A 22,315-nucleotide genomic window follows, 5' to 3' on the forward strand; every position below is an offset into this window, starting at 1 on the left:
ATCAAAATTGATACAGTAAAAGAAGAGCCGCTAGTGTATTCAACTAGCAGCTCTTCTTTTACTTAGGGTTAGTCATAAAATAGAACAACTTACTAATACTCTAAGTCTTCTATTTGTTCAATGACTGGAGTAGGTTTCTTCAATGGTGTCAAGAAAGTAAGAAACAATGCAAGAACTGCTAAAATCGTCATAAAGTAGTAGGCTTTACTTGCAGCAAAAATGGATGTTAAAGACTTGATGTTTTCTGTTATACCTTGTGCTGCTAAATTACCTGCGTAAAGGGTTGCTTTTGAAGAGTAAATCGTTATTACAACAGCTGTACCAATCGCTCCTGCAATTTGACGAACGGTGTTGTTAACAGCCGTACCATGATTAATAAGATCTTTTTGTAAAACATTTAACCCTGCCGTGTTCAGTGGCATTGTAATAAAACTTAAACCAATACGTAAGAAAATCGTACGAATCATCAAGAATGTAAAGGTTGTTGAAGCTGTTAAACTAGTAACGACCCACATTGAAGGAATAACAAAAAGCAATCCAATAATGAATAATGGCTTCGCACCATATCGGTCATATAATTTTCCGACAACTGGAGACAAAATGGCATTAATAAGGGCTCCAGGCAGCAATAATAACCCTGAATCAAACGCAGAAAAACCGCGTACGGTTTGTAAATACATTGGCAATAAAATCATATCTGCATATAACATCATAGTTACAATAATGTTGATGAAAGATGTCATCGTAAAGATTTTATTTTTAAAAACACGTAGATTTAAGAATGGATCTCTTGAACGTAATTGACGTACTGAAAATAACACTAATGATATAACTCCTATGATAATAGAGGCTAAAACTAGTGTATCACCCCAAACACGATTACCTGCACTGCTAAATCCGAATAATACTAGACCAAATCCAAGTGTTGAAAGAGTGACACTGACGATATCTAATTTTGCTTTTGATCCTTCCGATACATTCACTAAATATTTAAAGGCTAATATTTAATAGACGAAAGAAGGATTAAAATGTCTGCTAAAAAAGAGGATCCGCGTGCTGTTCGCTCCAAACGTATTTTGAAAGAGTCATTGATAGCGCTATTAGTAGAATCGCAAGATATACAACAGTTAACCGTTAAAAAAGTAACAGAAAAAGCAGAATTGAATCGTGCTACATTCTATTTACATTATCTAGATATGCATGATTTATTGAAACAAGTCGTATATGATATTTTTGACGATTTGTCTGATCAATTGTCTTTAATCTTGTCTTTAGAAAAAATGGCTGTAGATGAACAGCTGCTTATCTTTTTGGATTACTTTTATCAACATCGAAAGTATTTATCCGTGCTTTTTGAGGAACAGGGTTTTCAAAAGAAGCTCCATAATTTTATTATAGAATTAGTGCAAGTGAGGCGTGGTATGCAAAAAATGACAACAAAAGATGTGATCATTTCAGAAGATATCATCGCGGCTTCGATCCTAGGTATATTAATGTGGTGGATACGTGATGGCAAACATCACAGCTCTGAATATATCGCAGAGCAACTGTCAGTATTGATGACGAAGAGATGACACAATTCATAAAGGCATTTAATAGGTGCGTTTGGATGTTTTGGCTTTAATTTATACCGATATTTAAAATCTGAACAAGAATAATTGTAAAGGATAAAAGATTGGTATGATTATTTCAAAAATGGTCTCATAAGGGAGTAGCTTTTGCCCCTTCAATGAGGGAGCCGTTAAATGGCTTAATTTTTTAAAAAGGAGAAAACCTAGACTTATAATGTTTAGGTTTTTTTTGTGTTTTATAAGAGGTGGAATAAATTAAATAATCATTGTATACAATTATCAGAACTTTTACATAAATTACATATATGCTATTGACATTATAAAACAATTAGATTATTATGATGAAATAGTTAAAACATATAGAGTGTTTTTTAAAAAGCATACTCTAACTATAATCAGGAAAGTGGTTTTCCTATGGTACTAATGCATTCATTATTTCCCCCTACGAGTTTTGGATAATTAGAAAACTATGAGGATTATCATTTTCCGTTTATAGATTATACTTCATGTTTAGAGAAAGTATATAAATACTTTATAAACATAAAAAAGAAGAAGAAAGAAGGGGAATAATTAATACTAAATTTAAGATCTTTAATCGTTCTCATTATCTGTATAAAAAATTGTTAGATTTTATTTTGAAAACAGTAGGTTAAACACATAATAATAATCTTTTAAACAAAAAAATATCTAGAAGTTTATTAAAAAGGAGGAGTAAATTTGAAAAAAACAATACTATTATTTCTAGCAACTTCATTTGCATTGGCGGGATGTGCGGGGGCTAATGATGAAAGCAAAGCTAGCACTGATTCAACTACAGTAGTTGAAGGAGGAACTTATAACTACATTTACTCTACTGATATTGCGACCTTAGATTATCTTTTTTCGAGTCGTCAGACCAACAGTGTACATTATACAAACTTTGTGGATGGTTTACTTGAAAATGATTCATTAGGAAACTTAATTCCAGCTCTTGCAGAAGACTGGGAAGTTAGTGAGGATGGATTAACCTATACTTATAAACTTCGTGAAGGTGCTAAGTGGGTAACGAATTCTGGAACAGAATATGCAGAAGTTACAGCTCACGACTTTGTAACAGGATTAAAACATGCAGCCGATATTAACTCAGAAACACTTTACATAGTAGCTGATAGTGTAAAAGGATTGGCAGATTATGCTAGTGGGAAAACTACTGATTTCAGTACAGTAGGAGTTAAAGCAATCGATGACTACACAGTTGAGTATACATTAAACACTCCAGAATCCTATTGGAATTCAAAAACTACTTACGGTATTCTTTATCCTGTTAATGAAGAATTTTTGAATTCTCAAGGTGAAAATTTTGGTTCTGTTTCTCCAGATTCAATTCTCTATAATGGAGCATTCATTTTAACCAATAACACAGCGAAATCAGTTATCGAATATGAAAAGAACGAAATGTATTGGGACAGCGAAAATGTACATCTTGATGATGTGAAATATACGTATAATGACGGAAGTGACCCAGATGGTTTATTTACTTCTTTCCAAGAAGGCAATTTGAGTTTAGCTAGAGTTTATCCTAACTCAGCAGGTTATGCAGAAGTTCAAGAAACGTATCCAGATGGTGTAACTTTCTCTCAAACAAATGGTACGACTTACAATATGTCATTTAACTTGAATCGGGAATCTTACAACGCAACAAGTAAGACGACTGATAAAGAGAAATCTTCTACAAAAGCTGCTATCTTAAATCGTGACTTTAGACTAGCTATTCAATTTGCTTTTGATCGTGCCTCTTATAATGCACAAAGTGTGGGAGAAGAAACATCAAGCGAAGCTTTAAGAAATACACTAGTTCCTCCTACGTTTGTAGCAATTGACGGCAAAGATTACGGAGATACTGTTGAAGCTGAACTTCAAGCTCTTGATGCTGAAACGTGGGCAGATATTGATTTAGCTGATGGACATGATGAGTATTTTGATAAAGATAAAGCGGCTGAGCATTTAGAAAAAGCCAAAGAGGCTTTGGCTGCTGAAAATGTTTCGTTCCCAATCCATTTGGATATTCCAATTATGGAAACAAGCGAAATCAATGTGAATAGTGCAAAATCATTGAAGAACTCAATTGAAAATACTTTAGGAACTGACAATGTAGTTGTTGATATCCAATTGCTTAATGATGATGCTTACTTGGCTGCAACATACCAAGCAACAACTGGTATAGCTAGTGACTTTGACATCTCTACAGCTTCTGGTTGGGGCCCTGACTATCAAGATCCATCAACTTACTTGAACATTTACAACTCAAGAACTGGAGATATGCTTACAACTCTTGGACTTGATGGTAGTGAACTTGTTGAAGGTGAAGATGTAACTGCTAGTGCAAAAGAAGCCGTTAACCTTGATGAATACGATGCTTTATTAGATGAAGCGAGTAAAGTTTTAGATGAAAATGAACGTTACGCAGCTTATGCTAAAGCTGAAGCTTGGTTATTGAACAATGCTCTTCAAGTTCCAATCTATGCTGGTGGTGGCCTGCCGCGTGTAACGACGGTTGTTCCATTTAGCGCTCCATATAGCTGGTCAGGAATTGCTGCTGACAAATTGAAATATGTTCAGTTGCAAGAAGACATTGTAACAACAGACCAATATCAAGAAGCTCTTGATAAATGGAATGATGAGCGGAATCAAGAAAAATAAAAAAATCTATGAATAAAATGAATAGGAATGCTGAAGAGGATTAGCATAAAAACTAATCCTTTTTTGTTATAGGTCTGGAGGAAATAAAGTGAAAAAATACATTTTCTATAGAATTATTCGTTCAATCATCAGTATTTTTTTGGTAACGACTATTGGTTATATCATGATTTTTTCTTTAGTGCCGAGATATACGATTTTCCAAAGTGATCCTGTGTACAGTCGTTTAAAAGGAAGTCCAGATGAAAGAGTCGATTATGAAAATAGTACATACAAACGTATGGGGTACATTGATTATTATAAAAGCAGTGATATTATTTCGGAAATAGCTAAAGATGATGACGAGTACGCTGCCCTTATGAACGAAGAAAATAGTCAAGTTTTTGAGGAATGGCAAGAACAAAATAGGAGTAAAGGCTGGAAACTGGAACAAATGCCGATATCCAAAACTTACTACGCTGTAAGGGAAATTCCAATTTTGCAAAGAGTTGGGCGATTTTATTCAAAATTGATTCAAATTGACCATCCATGGGCGGTACAAGATCCAAAGAATCCTGATCTGCCTAGATATCTAAAGTTTGAATACACTGAATCGGCTGGCTTAACATTAACAGGTTCTGGAACGAGATCTAAATATTTGATTTACTTTGATTCTTCTTTCCCTTTTATTCACCAGAACTTTGTCAAATTAAATCTAGGAACTTCATATCCAACATATAGTGGTAGAAGTGTGACCGATGTCATCTCTAGCGGTCAAGGAAAGGTAAAACCAGAAGAAGTCACCTATGAAACTGGATTGACTGAAAAGTCACCAGCAGATCTGCATTCAAGAAAGTACAAAACACCAGATTCATTGGACCGTTTGGAAACTGAACGCTATAACGATAGTTACGTTAAATCTAAAGATAACTATCAGGATCCGTCAATGATCAAAATCTCTATGATCACTGGTTTGATTTCCGTTGTTATTTCTTATACGATCGGTATTTCATTGGCTGTACTGATGGCACGCCATAAAGGAAAACTCATTGACCGATTTGGGGTAGGATTAGTTACGATTCTTATCTCCGTACCAAGTTTGGCTTTTATTTATTTCTTCCGCTTTATTGGAAGTACATTCTTCGGGTTACCAGATTCATTCCCGACACTAGGTGCAGCAAGTATTCAATCGTATATTCTTCCAACCGTCATTTTAGGACTGTTATCCATTTCAGGACTGATTATTTGGATCAGAAGATTTATGATTGATCAGGCATCTGCTGATTACGTGAAATTTGCAAAAGCTAAAGGATTATCTGAAAAAGAAATTTCACAGAAACATATCTTTAAAAATGCGATGATTCCAATCGTGAGTGGAATTCCGGGAACCATTATTTTGACCATCCAAGGTGCAACGATCACAGAAACGATTTTTGCAGTTCCAGGTATGGGTAAAATGTTGCCAGATGCGATCATTGCACATAATAATCCTATGGTTATTGGTTTATTATTTGTGTTTACTACTTTATCGATTCTAGCTGTCCTGTTAGGGGATATCATGTTGACCATTATTGACCCTAGAATCAGCTTATTATCGAAAAAAGGAGGCCATTAAGATGGTACAAAATACAAATACAGACAAGTTTCAATTTGTAGCGTTGGATTCTTTAAAGTCTGAAAGAATCGATGCACCAAAATATTCGTATTGGAAATCAGTAGGCAGAAAATTTTTCAGCAGTAAAGTTGCTATTAGCATGCTTATCGTATTGCTTATCATTTTAGGCTTTTCTTTTATTCATCCACTAATCAGTCAGTATGATTTTATGGATGTGGAAGGCATCAATGACTTTTCCAATCGTTACAACTGGCCTTCTAAAGGAAATTGGTTTGGAACGGATTCAAATGGACAATCTCTATTTGATGCTGTTTGGGCAGGGGCCAGGACTTCTATTTCAATTGGCTTACTGGCAACCCTCATTACAACAGTTGTGGGCGTTGTCGTAGGAGCCGTCTGGGGAAGCTCAAAAGCGGTAGACCGTGTTATGATTGAGATCTATAACGTGGTTTCTAATGTTCCGACTTTGCTGATTGTTATCGTCTTATCGTATGCATTTGGTAGTGGATTTTGGAATTTACTGTTTGCAATGTGTGCGACAAGTTGGATAGGGACAGCTCATTTTATTCGTGTTCAAGTCATGATCATGAGAGACCGTGAATATAATCTAGCATCTAAATGCTTAGGGACACCTTTGCATCGAATGATTTTAAAAAATATATTACCATATCTTATTTCAGTTATTGTAACGGATGTATCACGTGCTTTGCCAAGTTTCATCTCCTATGAAGTATTCTTATCCTTTTTAGGAGTGGGTTTAAGTTCTGATATTCCTTCTCTAGGACGAATCATCTCAAAATATACTGTAAATATGAACAATTTTCCTTATTTATTTTGGATACCAGTTATCGTATTAGCTCTTGTTACCGTTTCACTTTATATTGTCGGTCAAACATTAGCTGACGCATCCGATCCTAGAACACACATGTGAGGTGTAGAAAAATGTCAAAAGAAAAAAGTGTCCTTTCAGCAAAAAATATTACTGTTAAATTTAATGTTCGCGATCGAGTACTAACCGCTATTCGCAATATCTCACTTGATTTATACGAGAATGAAACGTTAGCGATAGTTGGAGAGTCAGGTTCTGGGAAATCAGTACTAACAAAGACGTTTACTGGTATGTTGGATTCTAACGGTTTTGTTGCAAATGGAGAAATTGAATACAATGAGAAAAATTTATTAGAACTAAAAAATGACCGTGAATGGGAAGGAATAAGAGGAGCTGAAATAGCAACTGTCTTTCAAGATCCGATGACTTCCCTTAATCCTATCCGGACAATCGGTTCCCAAATTACAGAAGTGATCATCAAACATCAAAAAAAGAGTAATGGAGAAGCAAAAAAACTAGCCATTGAATTAATGGAAAAAACGGGAATCCCCAATGCAAAAGAACGGTTTAATGAATATCCTTTCCAATATTCTGGTGGTATGAGACAACGAATCGTCATTGCTATTGCGTTGGCTTGCCGTCCTAAAATTTTGATTTGTGATGAGCCTACTACAGCGCTTGATGTAACGATTCAAGCTCAAATATTGACGTTAATCAAAAGCTTGCAAGAAGAATTTTCTTTCGCAACGATATACATCACTCATGATTTAGGAGTAGTAGCTTCAGTTGCAGATCGAGTAGCGGTTATGTATGCGGGGCAAGTTATAGAATATGGAACAGCTGAAGATATCTTTTATAATTCAAAACATCCTTATACATGGAGTTTACTTTCTTCTATGCCCCAATTAGGTATTAAAGGAGAGTCGCTTAGCATGATCCCTGGGACACCACCGTCGCTGTATAAAGAAATAGTAGGAGATGCATTTGCACCACGAAATGTTTATGCTATGCAGATCGATTTTGAAGAGGAACCGCCTTTCTTTAAAGTGAATGATGAACATTATGCTAAAACATGGTTGCTGGACCCTCGTTCACCTAAAGTAGAAATGCCGGAAGCTATTCAGAACCTGAATGAAAAGATGAAAGCAATGGTGAGAAATACAGGCTATGGCAGTAATAAGGAAGGAGGAGCAGTTCTTGAATGAGACAAAGGTAAAGACAAAAGAGGAAGTTTTGTTGTCTGTAAGAGATCTTGAAGTGACTTTTGGAGAAGGAAAAAATAAATTTGTAGCGGTTAATCATGTGAACTTTGATATCTATAAAGGAGAAACATTATCCTTAGTTGGAGAATCTGGTTCAGGAAAAACAACTATTGGAAGGTCCATTATTCGAATCAATGAAACAACGAATGGAGATATTCTTTTTGAAGGAAAAAAAATCAATAAAAAATTGTCCCGTAAAGAAAATGCGAACATCATACGAAGTATTCAAATGATTTTTCAAGACCCGTCTGCGTCGTTAAATGAACGTTCTACGATCGATTATATTATTTCAGAAGGGCTGCATAATTTTCATCTTTATGAAAATGAAGCAGACCGAATCAGAAAAGTAGAAGAGATCATTTTAGAAGTAGGGTTGCTGCCGGAACATTTAACTCGCTATCCTCATGAATTTTCAGGTGGACAGCGTCAGCGTATCGGAATTGCCAGAGCCTTAGTTATGGATCCAACATTAGTAGTGGCCGATGAGCCTATTTCTGCATTAGACGTATCCATTCGAGCTCAAGTACTTAATTTGTTAAAAAAGATGCAAATTGAAAAAAATCTTACTTATTTGTTTATTGCTCATGATCTATCGGTTGTACGTTTTATTTCTGACCGAATAGCGGTCATCCATCATGGAGTAATTGTGGAATTAGCAGAAGCAGAAGAGTTATTTACAAATCCGATACATCCTTATACTCAATCTCTGTTGTCTGCAGTACCTATACCAGATCCTCAAATAGAAAAAGAAAAAGTTTTGATTGTTTATGATGAATCCACCCACGATTATTCTGTAGAAAAGCCTTCTTTTGTAGAAATAAAAGAGGGACATTTCGTATGGGCAAACCAACCGGAAATTGAAAAATATAAGGTTGAGCTGGATAACTAATTGACTTTCTAAGAGAGTGAAAAATAAACCCCTACTGTTCTATGGAAATAGTAGGGGTTTATTTTTTTTGCAATGATTGGTAATAGTAAAAGGAAGCGATAAGAATTATAATGAAGAAAGATTTTAATCTTGATACATTATAAAAATAATAAAATAGGACCAATTCAAGGAAATTAGATTATTTTTGGTAGTATAGTAAAAAATAGTGAGGAGTAAAGAGCTATGAAAAAGACGTTCTTTTTTTCTTTCCTAATCCTAGTGCTTAGTTTAGTAAGTGTAGGGTGTGGAAATGAAAAAACAGCTGGAACTGTTAAAGAAAGTGATCCAACTAGTGAATCGAAGTCAAATAGTCCTAGTGAACCTAGTACTTCCAGCAGTGACGTAACGGATCCATTAACTACAAATCAAACGACCATTCCAACACTCTTTATTCATGGTTATGGTGGAACTGAAGGAAGTTTTAGTGGTATGCTGTCTCGTTTTGAAACAAGCGGTTGGGGGAAAAAAAGTTTAACGGTAACGGTTCAACCGGATGGCAGTGTTTTGGATACAGGTACTTGGGATAACCAATCTGATAATCCATTGATTCAGGTGCTATTTACAGACAATAAAAATAATGAATGGAATCAAGCAGATTGGATCAAAGCTGTTTTAGTCTACTTAAAACAAACGTATCAGATCGAAGAAGTAAATCTAGTTGGTCACTCAATGGGTGGAGTGAGCAGTTTTCGCTATCTAGTCACATACGGAGATGACGATTCACTGCCAATAGTGAATCGATTTGTTGCAATTGGAGCACCATTTAATGATTTTGTAACAGGTAATGAAGAGCAGTCACTTGATGCATTGATCCAGGATGGTCCATTAGTCATCAGTCAGCGATATAGTGATTTTGCTGCTGGCATCCAACAGTATCCCAAAGAGACACCATTGTTGAATATCGTTGGAGATGTGCAAGATGGGTCAGATGGAGATGGAACTGTTTCTCTTAGAAGTGGATTATCCATAGGGCACTTAATGCAAATAAATGAAATGAATTATAGTGAGGAAATCGTTACTGGATCACAAGCTTCTCATAGTCAGCTGCATGAAAATAGCCAAGTAGATAAAGCGGTTGCTGATTTTTTATGGGGAACACCATAAAAAAGGTAATGATTACGAAAAAGCCATCTGTTATTAACTAAGTGTTTAAACAGAAAAAGGAGTTGGCAGTATGCAATTTATTATCTTATTACGAGGAGTCAACGTTGGTGGGAAAAATAGAGTGCCAATGAGTGTTTTAAAGCAGTATCTAATTGATACTGGTTTTACAAATGTCAGATCACACATTAACAGTGGCAATTTGATTGTTGATAGTGCAGAAGGAACGGAACAAGATATTTTGGTGAAATGCCAAAATATCTTAGCGAGTTACTTTGCTTTTCCAGTTGATATCGTGATTATTTCTGGTAAGAAATACCAAATGGAATTAGCAGGTATACCAACATGGTGGGGAGAAGATGCAGATTACAAACACAATGCGTTATTTTTGTTGCCTTCAGCAAATAAGAAAGAAATTGTTGAACTATTATCGGCTATTGATACTACTTATGAAAAAGTCTATATAGGAAAACATGCTATCTTTTGGTCCTCTGCTTTTAAAAATAATTACAGTAAAACGTATTATTCGAAGCTGGCCCACCAAACATTCTATAAAAAGGTAACCATAAGGAATCGAAATACAACCCTTAAACTGCTTAATTATTTAGAAGATTAGTAAGCAATTTTGAGTATAACAGTTCGAATAATGCGTGTCTTTTTATTTTTTGTCTTTGTTGTACACATTGATAGAAGAAAAGGGTAGAATAAACTGAATGGTTATATGGTTCGATCAACAAAAAAGTGGAGTGTGAGTAAATGAAAAGAAAAATTTGGATAAGTTTAGGAGTTTTAGTAATTTTAGTTGTGATTGGTTTGGGTTTCGCAGGAAATTATTTCTATGATGTAGCTGTAGCCATCAACCAAAAGGATTTTATTGAAGCAGCTGATGTAGACGGAGATTATGATCCAGAAGATCCATGGCTGGAAGAAAAGAAATGGTACGATAAGATAGAGCGTGAAGAAGTATCTATTGAATCTGAGGATGGTTTAAAGCTTTCTGGAATTTATATTGAAGGCGATCCTAATTCTGAAAAAGTAGCTATATTGGCCCATGGATATGCAGGAAACCTAGAACAAATGGCACCGTATGTTAAACTGTATCATGATATGGGGTTTAATGTATTAGTACCGGATGCCCGTGGACACGGAACAAGTGAAGGGGATTATATTGGTTTTGGCTGGCACGAGCGAAATGATTATTTGCAGTGGATTCAACTGATGCTTGATAAGGTCGGTACAGATGCTGAATTGGCATTATTTGGAATCAGTATGGGCGGAGCTACGGTCATGAATGTCAGTGGAGAAGAGTTGCCAGATAATGTTAAGGTGATCGTGGAAGATTGTGGATACAGCTCTCTAAATGGAGAATTGGCGTATCAATTAAAAGATATGTACGATTTGCCAGAATTTCCTTTGATTCCTGTAACCAGTTTAGTAACAAAGATTCGTTCGGGTTACTGGTTTGGAGAAGCTGATACAGTAGGACAAATTAAAAAAAATACCGTTCCTATGTTGTTTATTCATGGTGAAAATGACAAATTTGTACCAACAGAAATGGTGTATGATGTGTATGAAGCTAATCCATCACCTAAAGAACTATATATTGCACCGAATGCTGATCATGCAGAATCATATGAACAGAATAAAGAAGACTATAAGAAAAAAGTTCAAGATTTTGTGTTGGAATATATTTCATAAATAAATAAGCTAAAAGCCCAAAAGTGAGATGTAATTAACCTTTGGGCCTTTTTGATGGACCAATCATTTTAAGAGTAACTTATTATTGGGATTAATTAATATTTAAGCTATACTAAATGAAAAGGCTTTTAGAGGAGTGAAGTGTATAGTGACCAAGAAAAAAGAAGAACGAACAACTACTTATGAACTAACTAAAGGATGGAAAATAAATTTGTGTGATAAGGTAGATATACTGGATAATAAAGATGGTAAAGTTGCTGTTATTCTCAAGTCAAAAAACTTTGGAAATATTGAACCTATCGTTATTGATTTATCAGAAGATGCCATTCGAATCCATTCATTGCCTCATTTTGTAGACAGCCTATCGTTCACCTTAGATAAAAAAATTGAAATAGTTTATAGTCCGTTTATTTTTGAACAAGAACAACAGTAGAAATGAAGAAAGTAAGTGCCATTTTAATTTAAAAGGTACTTATTAAAGAGAATTTGAAACTAATTCACAAGGAGGGGTAATATGGAAGGGTATTATAAGAACGGTCAACTAAAACAACTGACTGAAGATGGGATACGTACTCATTATTTCGAAAATGGGAAAGTTAAAGCAACGGGTCCATTTGATGGGAAGATGCAAGGGGAGTGGAGTTTCTACCGAAAAACTGGAGAATTATGGCAAGTGGGCCACTTAAACAATGATAGTAAAGACGGTAAGTGGGTTCGTTACCATCGAAATGGAGAAATTGAAAAAGATACTCAATTTAATGATGGAAAAGAAATTAAGTCTTGAATAGCTTAGATTTATTAATGAAATTTAAAAATATCAACGAGGAAAATAATTATTCATACAAATTTTGGTCACAAAATGATTATTTTTCAATTTTTTAACAAAACAAGTTGAATAATTCACAAAGATGTTGTACACTATATTTGTAGTTGTTAAGGCGGATCAATTCTTCTTAATAAATGGTGTTGGTAGCTTTGGAAACGCATAAAAAAATTTGGAGGTAAGGATATATTATGATTAAATCAAACAAAAAAAGAGCGCTATTTTTAGGAGCTTGTGCATCAATTGTCATTTTTGCAGCAGGTTGTGGAAATAATGAAGATACAGCTGACAAAGAATCAACAGCTTCTTCAGTTGCTGAAAGCACAGAAGTTGTAACAACAGCATCTATTAGTAATGATCCAGCAGATGTAATGGCAGGACTTAGTGCAGATGGTACTTGGATCTATGCAATCACAGAAGATGTAACGTTATCTGAAGATCTTGTTGTAACAGGAACTTTCCATGACAAAGGTGAAGAAAGCGGAGATATTTACCGTAAATTAGCTTTGTACTCACAAGATGATGACCATAATGTAACAGATGAATTTACCTTAACAGCACCAACTATGACTGTTGAATCTCCAAACTTTAAAATCCAAAATGGAACATTTGTTGGAGATGTTGTAGTAAAAGCTGAAGGATTCGAACTTGCTGAATCAACAGTTGAAGGAAATGTTACATTCGATTCTCAAGAATTAATGGATTCTGCAGTATTAGATGCAGGTACTGTAACTGGAGAAACAACTGTAGCTGAATAAATTAACTAAATCGTTTATAAACATCTTGTCTCTATCTAACAAAGAGGCAGGATGTTTTTTTGTTCTAAACATTTCAGCTGCTAAATTTTATTTAGAAATTATTTAGTGGGGAAAAATTGTTAAAACTTGACTTAGAACTATAAAAATCCTTAGTATGAGAATAGAAAAAGAATTCAACGAAATAGTAAAGGGGAATGAGCCAATGCAAACCATCACATTAGCTAATGGAATAGAAATACCCGTAGTCGGAACAGGAACGAACACCTATGGAAAAGAAGGCAATCAATACAATGGAGAATTGAATGGAGACTTTAGTGCATTGAAGTCAGCTATTCAAGCTGGATACCGACTGGTTGATACGGCTATTTCTTACCGAAATGAAGCGGGAGTTGGAAAGACAATTTTTGAAAGTGGCATTCCTCGTGAAGAATTTTATATCACTACAAAAATTCCTGCTGATGATGCTTATATTGGTTCAAAAGAACTAGTAGAACAAACCGTACTAAACAGTTTGAAAAATCTAAAAACAGATTTTATTGATCTCTATTTGATCCATCAACCCATTGAAGATGAAGCAAAATTGAAACAGACTTGGCAAGTATTAGAATCTTTTGTGGACAACGGGAAAATTAAATCGATAGGTGTATCGAATTTTACCATTGAACTGTTGGAAACTGTGCATAACTTTGCTCGTATTCAACCAGTAGTAAACCAAATTCAATCTAATCCACATACTTGGAACCATGAATTGATTGACTATCTGCTTAAAAATGACATTGTCCCAGAAGCTTGGGGACCATTAAGTAAAGTAACCCAAGAACAAATCGATAAGTTGAATAAAATTGCTGAGAATTATGGAAAAAACTGGGGACAAGTTTTGTTGCGCTATCAAATCCAAAGAGGTGTAGTGGTTATTCCAAAGTCTCATAACGTAGAACGACAAGCGTCAAATTTAGAATTGTTTGATTTTGAATTGACAAAAGAAGATCAATTTATAATTGAGTCTTTATAATTGAAAAGCTTATTTAAGTGATCAGGCTTAAATAAGCTTTTCGTCATCTATATAAACAACTAAATAGGGAAATAAAAGAAAAAAGGAGACGTTTAAATGAACCGAATCAATTTAATTTGTCTAGGGGTAAGAGATATGAAGGCTGCTTTAGATTTTTATAAGCGTATCGGCTTTCAAACGTTCGAAAAGACGGAACAACCAGCTATCGTTTTTTTCAATAATCAAGGAAGTAAGTTAGAATTATTTCCAATCGAAGAATTAGCAAAGGATATTAATGAAGCAGCGCCTCCGATGATCCAAGAACGTGGATTTAATGGGATAACTTTAGCGTGTAATGTGAAATCAAAAAATGAAGTAGATGATATGATGGCTCGCGTAAAGAAGAATGGTGGAGAAATCGTAAAAGATCCGGTGAGAACAAGTTGGGGAGGATATAGTGGGTATTTTCAAGATATAGAAGGTTATTATTGGGAAGTTGCTTACGGACCTAGTTGGAAATTCGATGAGAATGAAATGCTCATTATTGAAGAAACTCAAATTTAAAAAGGAGAAACGTGATGGCCATTAGAAAGTTTACAGAATCAGATTTAGAAGCTTGTACGGAACTGTTGATAACTGTGTATAACCGAGAGCCTTGGAATGAAAAGTGGACAAAAATGACCGCTGGCAATCATTTAACCGAGCTTATCCACCGAATGCGTTCATTTGGCTATGTTTTTGTGGACAAAACGACTATTGTGGGAGTCTTATTCGGTGTTGAGCGCACATTTTGGTCTGGAGAGGAAGTTTATGTGGATGAATTTTTTATTCATCCAAGTTATCAACAAAAAGGTATTGGAAAAGAAATGATGCGTCACTTAGAAGTCTACTGCAAAGAAAATGACCTTGAAGATATTACGTTACTAACAGATAAAATGGTACCCGCACACGTCTTCTATCAGAAGCTAGGGTTTAAAATGTCTAATAAAACTGTTTTTATGTACAAAAGTTGTTAAGACTGATAATTTAAAATAAAAAAACGGATTCAACTAGAAAAGAGTATAAGTTGAATCCGTTTTTTATTGGTCTTCTAGGTCCCAATCGATTTGCGGAGTATAGCGGTAAAAGGCTAAATCAACTTTGCCAGCTTTTGTTAAAGCGATACCCTCTGATAATAAACGGTCTTTTTGAGTAAAAGCTCCTTCAGCATCTTTTATAACAACTTCACCTTTAGCATTGATTATTCGATGCCAAGGCAAGTTATAGTTCTGGCTCATTGAATGCAAGATACGAACTACTTGTCTTGCTCCGCGGGGATTTCCAGCTAATCCAGCTATTTGACCATATGTCATAACTTTTCCACTTGGAATCGATTGGATGATTTTGATAACACGGTTTGTAAAGGGAGTCATGAAAATAGTCCTTTCTGTCTTCTAACATAAACAACTTTCTTCTATCGTAACCGAAAATAAGACAAAAAAATAGCCGTCCACTAAAATTATTGCTAGTGAGCGGCTATTTGGTTAGGATAATTTTGCTTCAAAACGTTTGGCTACTTTTGATAATGCGTAACAAACAATGAAGTAGAAGAACGCTAAAGCGATGAACATTGGAATCACATAGGTGGTATTTTGACCATAAATAATTCTAGCGTTATGTGTCAACTCAGGCAAAGAAATAATGGTTGCTAATGAAGTATCTTTGATCAATGATACTAATTGGCTGACAATAGGTGGTACCATAGCTTTAAAGGCTTGTGGAATAATGATAATCCACAAGGTTTGTAGATAAGTTAATCCAGTTGAACGACCAGCTTCCATCTGTCCAGAAGGAACAGAATTTAAACCAGCACGAATGATTTCTGAAAGCATAGCAGATTCAAAAATCGTCATAGCAGCTACGGCTGACCAAAAGATATCTAAACGAATACCAATTTGTGGTAAGGCGAAATAAGTAAAAAAGATAATTAATAATAATGGTAAATTACGTATTAAGTCAATGATAGCCCCGACGATTTTCGAAAAAACGGGAATTTTCATATAGCGAAGCAATCCTAAAATAGCTCCAATAATGAAACTGAAAATAATGGAAAGTAAGGCTACTTCTACTGTAACGAGAAGTCCATCCAGTAAGAAGCGGATGTTCATCCATGAAAAAGCTTCTATAATAGTCAAATGATTTCTCCTCCTTTTAAGATGTTACATTTAAGCGGCGTTCGATATAACTCATCAAGTAAGTTAAAGGTAATGTAATGATGAGGTAAATTAAACCAATTAAAATATACGAGTCAAACGTATTAAATGTCTCACTGGCGATCAGATCACCTTGATACATCAAGTCTAGACCTGTAACCATTGCTAGAACAGATGAGTTCTTTACTAAATTAATAAATTGATTGCCAAGCGGCGGGATAACGATTTTGAAGGCTTGCGGTAAAATAATATAACGCATCGTTTCATTTTGAGTCAACCCTGTTGAAAGTCCAGCTTCTGTTTGACCTTTTGGCACGCCCATGATTCCGGCACGAACCGTTTCTGCAATAAATGCAGAAGTGTAGATTGTTAAACCAATCGTACCAGCTACAAAACCATCAATAGAGAACCAATATAAAGGCACGACTACATAAAAGAACATCACAATGATCAAAAGAGGAATATTCTTAAAGAACTCAACATAAGCATTTGCCAAACCTTTGATCCATTTTGTTTTAGATAATTGAAAGATTGCCATTAATGTCCCAATGATCAGACTGAAAAATAAGGCAATGATACTTGAATACAGTGTATTTAGAAACCCATCGATTAAAACATCGGAGTAGGTTGTTAAGATCGTTAGCATAGGTGCACCTCGCTTTATTATTTCTTAGCAGTAAATTCCTGCTTATAGGGTGTAATTTGAAAATGATTAGTCCAATTCAGGGATCCATTTAGCGTAAATTTCATCGTATACGCCGTTAGCTTTGATGGTATCCAAGGCCTTATTGACTTCTTGTAAGAAAATATCTTGTCCTTTATTTATTGCAATACCATAAGGTTCTTGAGTAAAGTTTCCTCCGGCTAACCGGTAGCCAGGGTTATCCGCGATAATCCCTAATAAAATAGCATTATCTGTTGTAACAGCATCTCCTTGGCCAGATTGTAAAGCAGTAAAGGCTTCAGAATAATTTTCTAATTCTAATACATTTGCCTCAGGAGACAACTCACGAATATTTTGTGCTGAAGTTGAGCCTTTAACGGCCAATACAGTTGTTTCAGCAGATAGATCCTCTAAATTTTGGATAGAACTGTCATTTGGAACCAACAAGGCTTGACCAGCATCAAAGTAAACATCTGTAAAGTTTACTTGTTGTTTTCGTTCTTCTGTGATGGTCATCGTTGCTATAATAGCATCGATGTTTCCGTTTTTTAATAAAGGAATCCGTGTTTTAGAAGTTACTTCAACAAATTCTGCATTATCAGCGTTTCCAGTAATTTCTTTAGTGATAGCTTTGGCAATATCGATATCGAAACCTCTGATCTCACTAGATTGAATATCGTAAAGACCAAAAAGATTGGTATCGACTTTTACGCCCCAAGTTAGGGTCGGATTTTCTTTTATCCGTTCTGTTATATCTATTTCAGCTGCACTTTTAGAACCACAAGCAGCAAGAAATAAAACAGGCAGGAGTAAGAGAAGAAAAAGAGATGGTTTGTTTGATTTTTTCATCTGAAAAATCCTCCTATAAAATTAATGATTGATAATTTTGCTTAAGAACTGTTTTGCACGTTCATCTTTTGGATTTTCAAAGAACGAAACTGTTTCACGGTCTTCAAGGACTTCTCCGTCTGCCATAAAAATAACACGGTCTGCAACTTCACGCGCGAATCCCATTTCATGGGTAACGACGATCATCGTCATACCTTCTTTAGCTAATTTTTTCATAACGTCAAGTACATCTTCAATCGTTTCAGGATCTAGTGCACTGGTAGGCTCATCAAATAATAAAACACTTGGCCCCATAGCTAAACCTCTTGCAATCGCAACACGCTGTTGTTGTCCACCTGATAAATTAGAAGGATAAGAATCTTTTTTGTCTAACATGTTAACTTTATCTAAAAATTTCTCAGCGTTTTGTTGAGCTTCTTCTTTAGACTGTTTTAAGACCTTCATAGGTGCCAACATAATGTTTTCTAAAACCGTTTTATGTGGGTAGAGGTTGAAATGTTGGAAAACCATCCCGACATTTTTACGAATCTCATTAATATTTGTATTCTTACCATGAAGATTTTTACCTTTGATCAGTAGTTCTCCTTCAGAGATATCTTCTAATCCATTGATGCAACGCAGCATTGTACTCTTACCAGAACCAGAAGGTCCGATGACAACCACAACTTCACCTTGATTAAAGGTAAGATTGATATTTTTCAAAGCGTGAAATTCACCGTAATACTTTTCGATATTTTTAAATTCAATCATTTAGACACACTCCTTATTTTCTATGTTGTTCTTTAAGTAATTAAATTAAGAAGTATGAAAGAGGAAGGTCCTCTTTCATACTTCCTGACGGAATAACAAAAGTTTGTTTTTGAGCACTAAAAAAAGCTTAGAACGAGTAGAGAATTTTCTAATGCTTGCAGTAGTTATATAGAATATTCTGTTTTTATAAACCAACGGTTCTATTAGAAAGAATGCACGTCCAGAAAGCATTCAATTAAAATGAAAAAAAACTTTAGGTATAAAGAAGTAGGGATATAATAGAAGTCTTCATAATTATGAAGAATAGTTTTGAAAAAGTAAAGTCAGAAGACTTTGCTTTTTTTGATAAATTCATATGATAGGAAGATAGCCAATCTTTTATGCGAAATTTTACAATCATGGTAGCCCTGAGAATTTTATCATTAAAGAAGAAGCTTTGCAAATTGTTTCGCTTTTTCAAGCGAAACAAAAGCTTATCTAGAACAATTGTAGGATAATTTAATTAATCAGTGTATCTTCTTTAGATACACAAGATATTTTTTTTGAAGATTGGTATAATATAAGCAGTATAAATTTCAGAAATAAAGGATGAAGCAAATGGAACGTATCCACATTTTTCATACAAACGATATTCATTCTCACTTTGAAAATTGGCCGAGAATTTCTGCTTACTTACGTGACGAGTCTAGACGATTGGAAAAAGAAAATGAAGCAGTATTTTCATTTGATATTGGAGACGCCTGTGATCGAGTCCATCCTTTGACAGAAGCTACCGATGGAAAAGCAAACATCCAATTACTAAATGAAGTAAGGTATGATGCCGTTACGATTGGGAATAATGAAGGAATTGGAAGTTCTAAAAATCAGCTGAACCATTTATACGATGAGGCTAATTTTCCTGTTGTTATTTCAAATTTAGTTGATGAGAATACAGGACTCCCCCCAGAATGGGCAAAAGTCTTCCACATCGTTCAGACAGCATCCGGTTATAAGATTGGTTTATTTGGACTGACCGCTCCTTTTCCTACGAGCTATAAACCAATTGGATGGAACGTGAAAAATCCGGATGAAGTGATTGGAGACATTTTAGAATTGCTAACTCCTCTAGTTGATTCCGTTATATTGCTGTCTCATTTAGGAATTGGTGAAGATCAGCGAATTGCTGAATTGTATCCAATGATCTCCGTTATCATCGGATCACACACGCATCATTTACTGCCACATGGAAAAGTCGTTAGAAATACATTGCTTGCTGCAGCTGGAAAATATGGGCAATATGTTGGTCACATTGAATTAGAGATAGAGGATAATCGAATTAAAAAAGCTACCGCGACCGTTAAGGAAACGGTAACGATAAAAGCACCTCTGAATGAGGAACAACTGATTGAAGGCTACGAAATAAAAGGACATCAATTGTTGAATGAGCAGATTGTTGCCTCAATTCCTTCTAATTATCCTGTTAGTTGGCAAGGGAGTTCTGAACTTGTTGATGTTGGATTAAAAGCCCTTAAAGAATATGCTAATACAGACGCGGCAATTTTAAATGCAGGTTTGTTTATGCAGCCTTTGATTGAAGGAACGGTGACAAAAGATGAGCTACATCAGGTTTTGCCGCATCCAATGCGTATCTTAAGATGCACATTAGATGGAGAAAATCTGATCCGAGTCATTTATGAGATGGAAAAAAATCGTTTGTTTTTACGGAATTTTCCGATTAAAGGAATTGGATTTAGAGGGAAAATATTTGGTGAAATCTGTTACAATGGAGTAGCGTATGATAAAATGACCGGTGAAGTTACTTGGTTAGGAAAGCCAGTAGAAAAAACAAAGCACTACACATTTGCTACGGTAGATCATTTTATGTTTATTCCGTTTTTCCCAACTATTGAGATCAAAGGGGAAAATGAAGTGTTGTTTCCTTATTTTATCCGAAATGTCTTAGGACAATATTTGAAGAAACATTATCCCGCAGATAACGTAACAGAATGAATGGAAAGAAAGCAGGTGAACGAAATGACAAGCGAAAAAGAAACAACTAAAGAACGGACGAAAGCTTCGAATTTATCTAAAAAGACTTTTTCGTCAAAGAATCGCCAAACAAAGCCAAGGCCAAAAAAACAAGTAAAAGAATCACAGACTGTTCCAGTAGAAGAAAAGCATGAGACTGAAGAGAAGATGAATCTTTCTTTAGAAAAAGAAGTCACTCAATTGATTACGACAACTGAAGAGCCAATCGTCCAAAGAATTGATGCTACAACGATCAGGATTGAAGACAAAAAGTTTGAAATCGTGAAAGATTACCGAGATGCGTTTGATGCAGAACGATTGGGTGAGCGATACAGTGAAATTTTAAATAAGTACGATTATATTGTTGCGGATTGGGGATTTGAACAAATTCGTTTAAAAGGTTTCTATGACAACCGAAATCGCAAAGTCCCTCAAGATCAACGAATTGGGAACCTTCAAGATTATTTGTATGAGTATTGTAATTTTGGTTGTCCTTATTTTGTCTTGCAACGAATGGATGACAAAAAGGAACGCACTAAGCCCAATAAACCAAAAAAACGCAGAACACAAAAAAGTAAAAGTTTGACAAATGAAAAAGTAGTCAAACAAGTCCAATCAAAAGAGACAAATGCAAAACAAACGAATGCATCTAATAAAAAGAGATCGTCAGATCGAATGAAACCAAAAAAAGACTTTGTTAAAAAAGAAGTTTTACCAGTTGAAAAAACAGTTGAAAAAAGTGTTTCTAAAGAAACGGTTGAGACTGTTAAAGATGCTAAAGGAAAACGACAATACAGCATCAGAAGAAAAGTTGTTCCGAAATAAACTAATGACAATAAAGGTTGGGTTAACTAGATGAAGTATAAAGGATATTTAATTGATTTAGACGGTACGATGTATCGAGGGAAAGAACCGATTCCTGCAGCTTCACGGTTCATTAAAAGATTACAAGAAAATAAGATTCCTTATTTATTTGTTACCAATAATTCTTCTAAAACACAAAAAGAAGTAGCGGATAATTTGATTCAAAACTTTGATGTCCAAACGTCAGCAGAAGAAGTGTACACTAGTTCGTTGGCAACAGCTGATTACTTAACTTCATTAGGCGGAGGAAAAAAGGTTTATATAATAGGCGAAACAGGTATCAGAACTGCATTGAAAAACGCAGGGTTTGTTGAAGATGAAGAGAATCCAGATTATGTGGTTGTAGGAATCGATCGTCAAGTTACCTATCATGATTTTGAAATAGCAACTTTAGCCATTCATAAAGGAGCTCGTTTTATTGCAACAAATAAAGATACAAATTTACCAAGTGATAAAGGGATGGTACCTGGTGCCGGTTCATTAGTGGCTTTATTGATTGCATCAACAAGAGTTCAACCGACGTTTATCGGTAAACCTGAAGCTATTATTATGGAAGAAGCCATTAAAACAATTGGGTTAACAAAAGAAGAAGTCATTATGGTAGGCGATAATTATGAAACGGATATTTTAGCTGGCATCAATAACGACGTGGATACTTTATTAGTATTAACAGGATTTACAACAAAAGAGGACTTAACACTTGTGGAAGAACAACCTACCTATTTATTGAATTCACTGGATGAGTGGGTGTTTTAGTG

Annotated in this window: 24 protein-coding genes; 18 read left to right on the forward strand and 6 right to left on the reverse strand. The window is 35.1% G+C overall.

What is annotated here, in order from left to right:
* Positions 1-92 precede the first annotated feature (92 nt).
* Positions 93-983, reverse strand: a complete 891-nt coding sequence (locus tag BR65_RS11680; protein WP_211251492.1) for an MFS transporter — start codon at positions 981-983, stop codon at positions 93-95.
* A 45-nt stretch (positions 984-1,028) separates the two neighbouring features.
* Here BR65_RS11680 and BR65_RS11685 point away from each other — a divergent pair, with 45 nt between their 5' ends.
* The 15 genes from BR65_RS11685 (at position 1,029) to BR65_RS11755 (ending at position 15,247) form a co-directional block, all read left to right on the forward strand.
* Complete coding sequence (locus tag BR65_RS11685) at positions 1,029-1,574, forward strand: TetR/AcrR family transcriptional regulator (RefSeq protein ID WP_034538335.1); 546 nt, start codon at positions 1,029-1,031, stop codon at positions 1,572-1,574.
* A 714-nt stretch (positions 1,575-2,288) separates the two neighbouring features.
* Positions 2,289-4,250 (forward strand): peptide ABC transporter substrate-binding protein, encoded by a 1,962-nt coding sequence (locus BR65_RS11690; RefSeq protein ID WP_034538336.1) that lies wholly within the window; start codon positions 2,289-2,291, stop codon positions 4,248-4,250.
* Positions 4,251-4,338: 88 nt separating this feature from the next.
* Positions 4,339-5,841, forward strand: coding sequence for an ABC transporter permease (locus BR65_RS11695; protein WP_023177000.1), 1,503 nt, complete (start codon positions 4,339-4,341; stop codon positions 5,839-5,841).
* A gap of 1 nt (position 5,842) precedes the next feature.
* Positions 5,843-6,772: an oligopeptide ABC transporter permease OppC gene (gene oppC / locus BR65_RS11700; protein ID WP_156098868.1), complete on the forward strand. Its 930-nt coding sequence runs from the start codon at positions 5,843-5,845 to the stop codon at positions 6,770-6,772.
* 11 nt (positions 6,773-6,783) lie between these two features.
* A complete protein-coding gene (locus BR65_RS11705; protein ID WP_023177002.1) occupies positions 6,784-7,875 on the forward strand; it encodes an ABC transporter ATP-binding protein in 1,092 nt (363 codons plus the stop codon).
* Positions 7,868-8,821, forward strand: coding sequence for an ATP-binding cassette domain-containing protein (locus BR65_RS11710; RefSeq protein ID WP_023177003.1), 954 nt, complete (start codon positions 7,868-7,870; stop codon positions 8,819-8,821). Before BR65_RS11705 ends, BR65_RS11710 begins: the two co-directional genes overlap by 8 nt.
* Before the next feature lie 222 nt (positions 8,822-9,043).
* The gene (locus BR65_RS11715; protein WP_034538338.1) at positions 9,044-9,964 is read left to right on the forward strand and encodes an alpha/beta fold hydrolase; all 921 of its coding nucleotides are present in this window, start codon (positions 9,044-9,046) and stop codon (positions 9,962-9,964) included.
* A gap of 70 nt (positions 9,965-10,034) precedes the next feature.
* Positions 10,035-10,577 carry a DUF1697 domain-containing protein gene (locus tag BR65_RS11720; RefSeq protein WP_034538339.1) on the forward strand — a complete coding sequence of 181 codons (543 nt, stop codon included), beginning with the start codon at positions 10,035-10,037 and terminating at the stop codon, positions 10,575-10,577.
* Positions 10,578-10,717: 140 nt separating this feature from the next.
* Positions 10,718-11,659, forward strand: a complete 942-nt coding sequence (locus BR65_RS11725; RefSeq protein WP_023177006.1) for an alpha/beta hydrolase — start codon at positions 10,718-10,720, stop codon at positions 11,657-11,659.
* Positions 11,660-11,807: 148 nt separating this feature from the next.
* On the forward strand, positions 11,808-12,092 hold the full coding sequence (locus tag BR65_RS11730; RefSeq protein WP_034538341.1) for a hypothetical protein: 285 nt from the start codon (positions 11,808-11,810) through the stop codon (positions 12,090-12,092).
* Positions 12,093-12,173: 81 nt separating this feature from the next.
* Positions 12,174-12,443: a toxin-antitoxin system YwqK family antitoxin gene (locus BR65_RS11735; RefSeq protein WP_051932769.1), complete on the forward strand. Its 270-nt coding sequence runs from the start codon at positions 12,174-12,176 to the stop codon at positions 12,441-12,443.
* 230 nt (positions 12,444-12,673) lie between these two features.
* Entirely contained in the window at positions 12,674-13,240 is a 567-nt protein-coding gene (locus tag BR65_RS11740) for a hypothetical protein (RefSeq protein ID WP_023177009.1), read from the forward strand.
* Between the two features lie 202 nt (positions 13,241-13,442).
* A complete protein-coding gene (locus tag BR65_RS11745; RefSeq protein WP_034538342.1) occupies positions 13,443-14,252 on the forward strand; it encodes an aldo/keto reductase family protein in 810 nt (269 codons plus the stop codon).
* Between the two features lie 96 nt (positions 14,253-14,348).
* Positions 14,349-14,795, forward strand: a complete 447-nt coding sequence (locus tag BR65_RS11750; RefSeq protein WP_023177011.1) for a VOC family protein — start codon at positions 14,349-14,351, stop codon at positions 14,793-14,795.
* A 14-nt stretch (positions 14,796-14,809) separates the two neighbouring features.
* Positions 14,810-15,247 carry a GNAT family N-acetyltransferase gene (locus BR65_RS11755; protein WP_034538343.1) on the forward strand — a complete coding sequence of 146 codons (438 nt, stop codon included), beginning with the start codon at positions 14,810-14,812 and terminating at the stop codon, positions 15,245-15,247.
* 63 nt (positions 15,248-15,310) lie between these two features.
* On the opposite strand, the gene BR65_RS11760 is transcribed toward BR65_RS11755, so the two are convergent.
* From BR65_RS11760 to BR65_RS11780, 5 genes are all read right to left on the reverse strand, one after another.
* Positions 15,311-15,643, reverse strand: coding sequence for an MGMT family protein (locus tag BR65_RS11760; protein WP_034538344.1), 333 nt, complete (start codon positions 15,641-15,643; stop codon positions 15,311-15,313).
* Between the two features lie 111 nt (positions 15,644-15,754).
* On the reverse strand, positions 15,755-16,378 hold the full coding sequence (locus BR65_RS11765) for an amino acid ABC transporter permease (protein WP_034538824.1): 624 nt from the start codon (positions 16,376-16,378) through the stop codon (positions 15,755-15,757).
* Between the two features lie 43 nt (positions 16,379-16,421).
* On the reverse strand, positions 16,422-17,069 hold the full coding sequence (locus BR65_RS11770; protein WP_034538346.1) for an amino acid ABC transporter permease: 648 nt from the start codon (positions 17,067-17,069) through the stop codon (positions 16,422-16,424).
* Between the two features lie 66 nt (positions 17,070-17,135).
* A complete protein-coding gene (locus BR65_RS11775; protein WP_034538348.1) occupies positions 17,136-17,936 on the reverse strand; it encodes a transporter substrate-binding domain-containing protein in 801 nt (266 codons plus the stop codon).
* 21 nt (positions 17,937-17,957) lie between these two features.
* On the reverse strand, positions 17,958-18,686 hold the full coding sequence (locus BR65_RS11780) for an amino acid ABC transporter ATP-binding protein (protein WP_034538350.1): 729 nt from the start codon (positions 18,684-18,686) through the stop codon (positions 17,958-17,960).
* Positions 18,687-19,283: 597 nt separating this feature from the next.
* On the opposite strand from BR65_RS11780, the gene BR65_RS11785 reads away from it, so the two are divergent.
* From BR65_RS11785 to BR65_RS11795, 3 genes are read left to right on the forward strand one after another with little or no spacing between them, the layout of a single operon-like run.
* A complete protein-coding gene (locus BR65_RS11785; RefSeq protein ID WP_034538351.1) occupies positions 19,284-20,675 on the forward strand; it encodes a bifunctional metallophosphatase/5'-nucleotidase in 1,392 nt (463 codons plus the stop codon).
* Between the two features lie 24 nt (positions 20,676-20,699).
* Positions 20,700-21,518: a YutD family protein gene (locus tag BR65_RS11790; protein ID WP_034538353.1), complete on the forward strand. Its 819-nt coding sequence runs from the start codon at positions 20,700-20,702 to the stop codon at positions 21,516-21,518.
* A gap of 30 nt (positions 21,519-21,548) precedes the next feature.
* Positions 21,549-22,313, forward strand: a complete 765-nt coding sequence (locus BR65_RS11795; RefSeq protein WP_023177020.1) for a TIGR01457 family HAD-type hydrolase — start codon at positions 21,549-21,551, stop codon at positions 22,311-22,313.
* The last annotated feature ends 2 nt before the right edge of the window (positions 22,314-22,315 follow it).

The sequence above is a fragment of the Carnobacterium inhibens subsp. inhibens DSM 13024 genome (assembly GCF_000746825.1).
Classification (GTDB): Bacteria; Bacillota; Bacilli; order Lactobacillales; family Carnobacteriaceae; genus Carnobacterium_B; species Carnobacterium_B inhibens.

Coding starts and splice junctions, on each gene's coding strand:
- BR65_RS11685 (WP_034538335.1), top strand. CDS start 1,029: ATGTCTGCTAAAAAAGAGGATCCGCGTGCTGTTCGCTCCAAACGTATT.
- oppC (WP_156098868.1), top strand. CDS start 5,843: ATGGTACAAAATACAAATACAGACAAGTTTCAATTTGTAGCGTTGGAT.
- BR65_RS11705 (WP_023177002.1), top strand. CDS start 6,784: ATGTCAAAAGAAAAAAGTGTCCTTTCAGCAAAAAATATTACTGTTAAA.
- BR65_RS11715 (WP_034538338.1), top strand. CDS start 9,044: ATGAAAAAGACGTTCTTTTTTTCTTTCCTAATCCTAGTGCTTAGTTTA.
- BR65_RS11720 (WP_034538339.1), top strand. CDS start 10,035: ATGCAATTTATTATCTTATTACGAGGAGTCAACGTTGGTGGGAAAAAT.
- BR65_RS11725 (WP_023177006.1), top strand. CDS start 10,718: ATGAAAAGAAAAATTTGGATAAGTTTAGGAGTTTTAGTAATTTTAGTT.
- BR65_RS11735 (WP_051932769.1), top strand. CDS start 12,174: ATGGAAGGGTATTATAAGAACGGTCAACTAAAACAACTGACTGAAGAT.
- BR65_RS11740 (WP_023177009.1), top strand. CDS start 12,674: ATGATTAAATCAAACAAAAAAAGAGCGCTATTTTTAGGAGCTTGTGCA.
- BR65_RS11745 (WP_034538342.1), top strand. CDS start 13,443: ATGCAAACCATCACATTAGCTAATGGAATAGAAATACCCGTAGTCGGA.
- BR65_RS11750 (WP_023177011.1), top strand. CDS start 14,349: ATGAACCGAATCAATTTAATTTGTCTAGGGGTAAGAGATATGAAGGCT.
- BR65_RS11755 (WP_034538343.1), top strand. CDS start 14,810: ATGGCCATTAGAAAGTTTACAGAATCAGATTTAGAAGCTTGTACGGAA.
- BR65_RS11760 (WP_034538344.1), bottom strand. CDS start 15,643: ATGACTCCCTTTACAAACCGTGTTATCAAAATCATCCAATCGATTCCA.
- BR65_RS11765 (WP_034538824.1), bottom strand. CDS start 16,378: ATGAACATCCGCTTCTTACTGGATGGACTTCTCGTTACAGTAGAAGTA.
- BR65_RS11770 (WP_034538346.1), bottom strand. CDS start 17,069: ATGCTAACGATCTTAACAACCTACTCCGATGTTTTAATCGATGGGTTT.
- BR65_RS11775 (WP_034538348.1), bottom strand. CDS start 17,936: ATGAAAAAATCAAACAAACCATCTCTTTTTCTTCTCTTACTCCTGCCT.
- BR65_RS11780 (WP_034538350.1), bottom strand. CDS start 18,686: ATGATTGAATTTAAAAATATCGAAAAGTATTACGGTGAATTTCACGCT.
- BR65_RS11785 (WP_034538351.1), top strand. CDS start 19,284: ATGGAACGTATCCACATTTTTCATACAAACGATATTCATTCTCACTTT.
- BR65_RS11790 (WP_034538353.1), top strand. CDS start 20,700: ATGACAAGCGAAAAAGAAACAACTAAAGAACGGACGAAAGCTTCGAAT.
- BR65_RS11795 (WP_023177020.1), top strand. CDS start 21,549: ATGAAGTATAAAGGATATTTAATTGATTTAGACGGTACGATGTATCGA.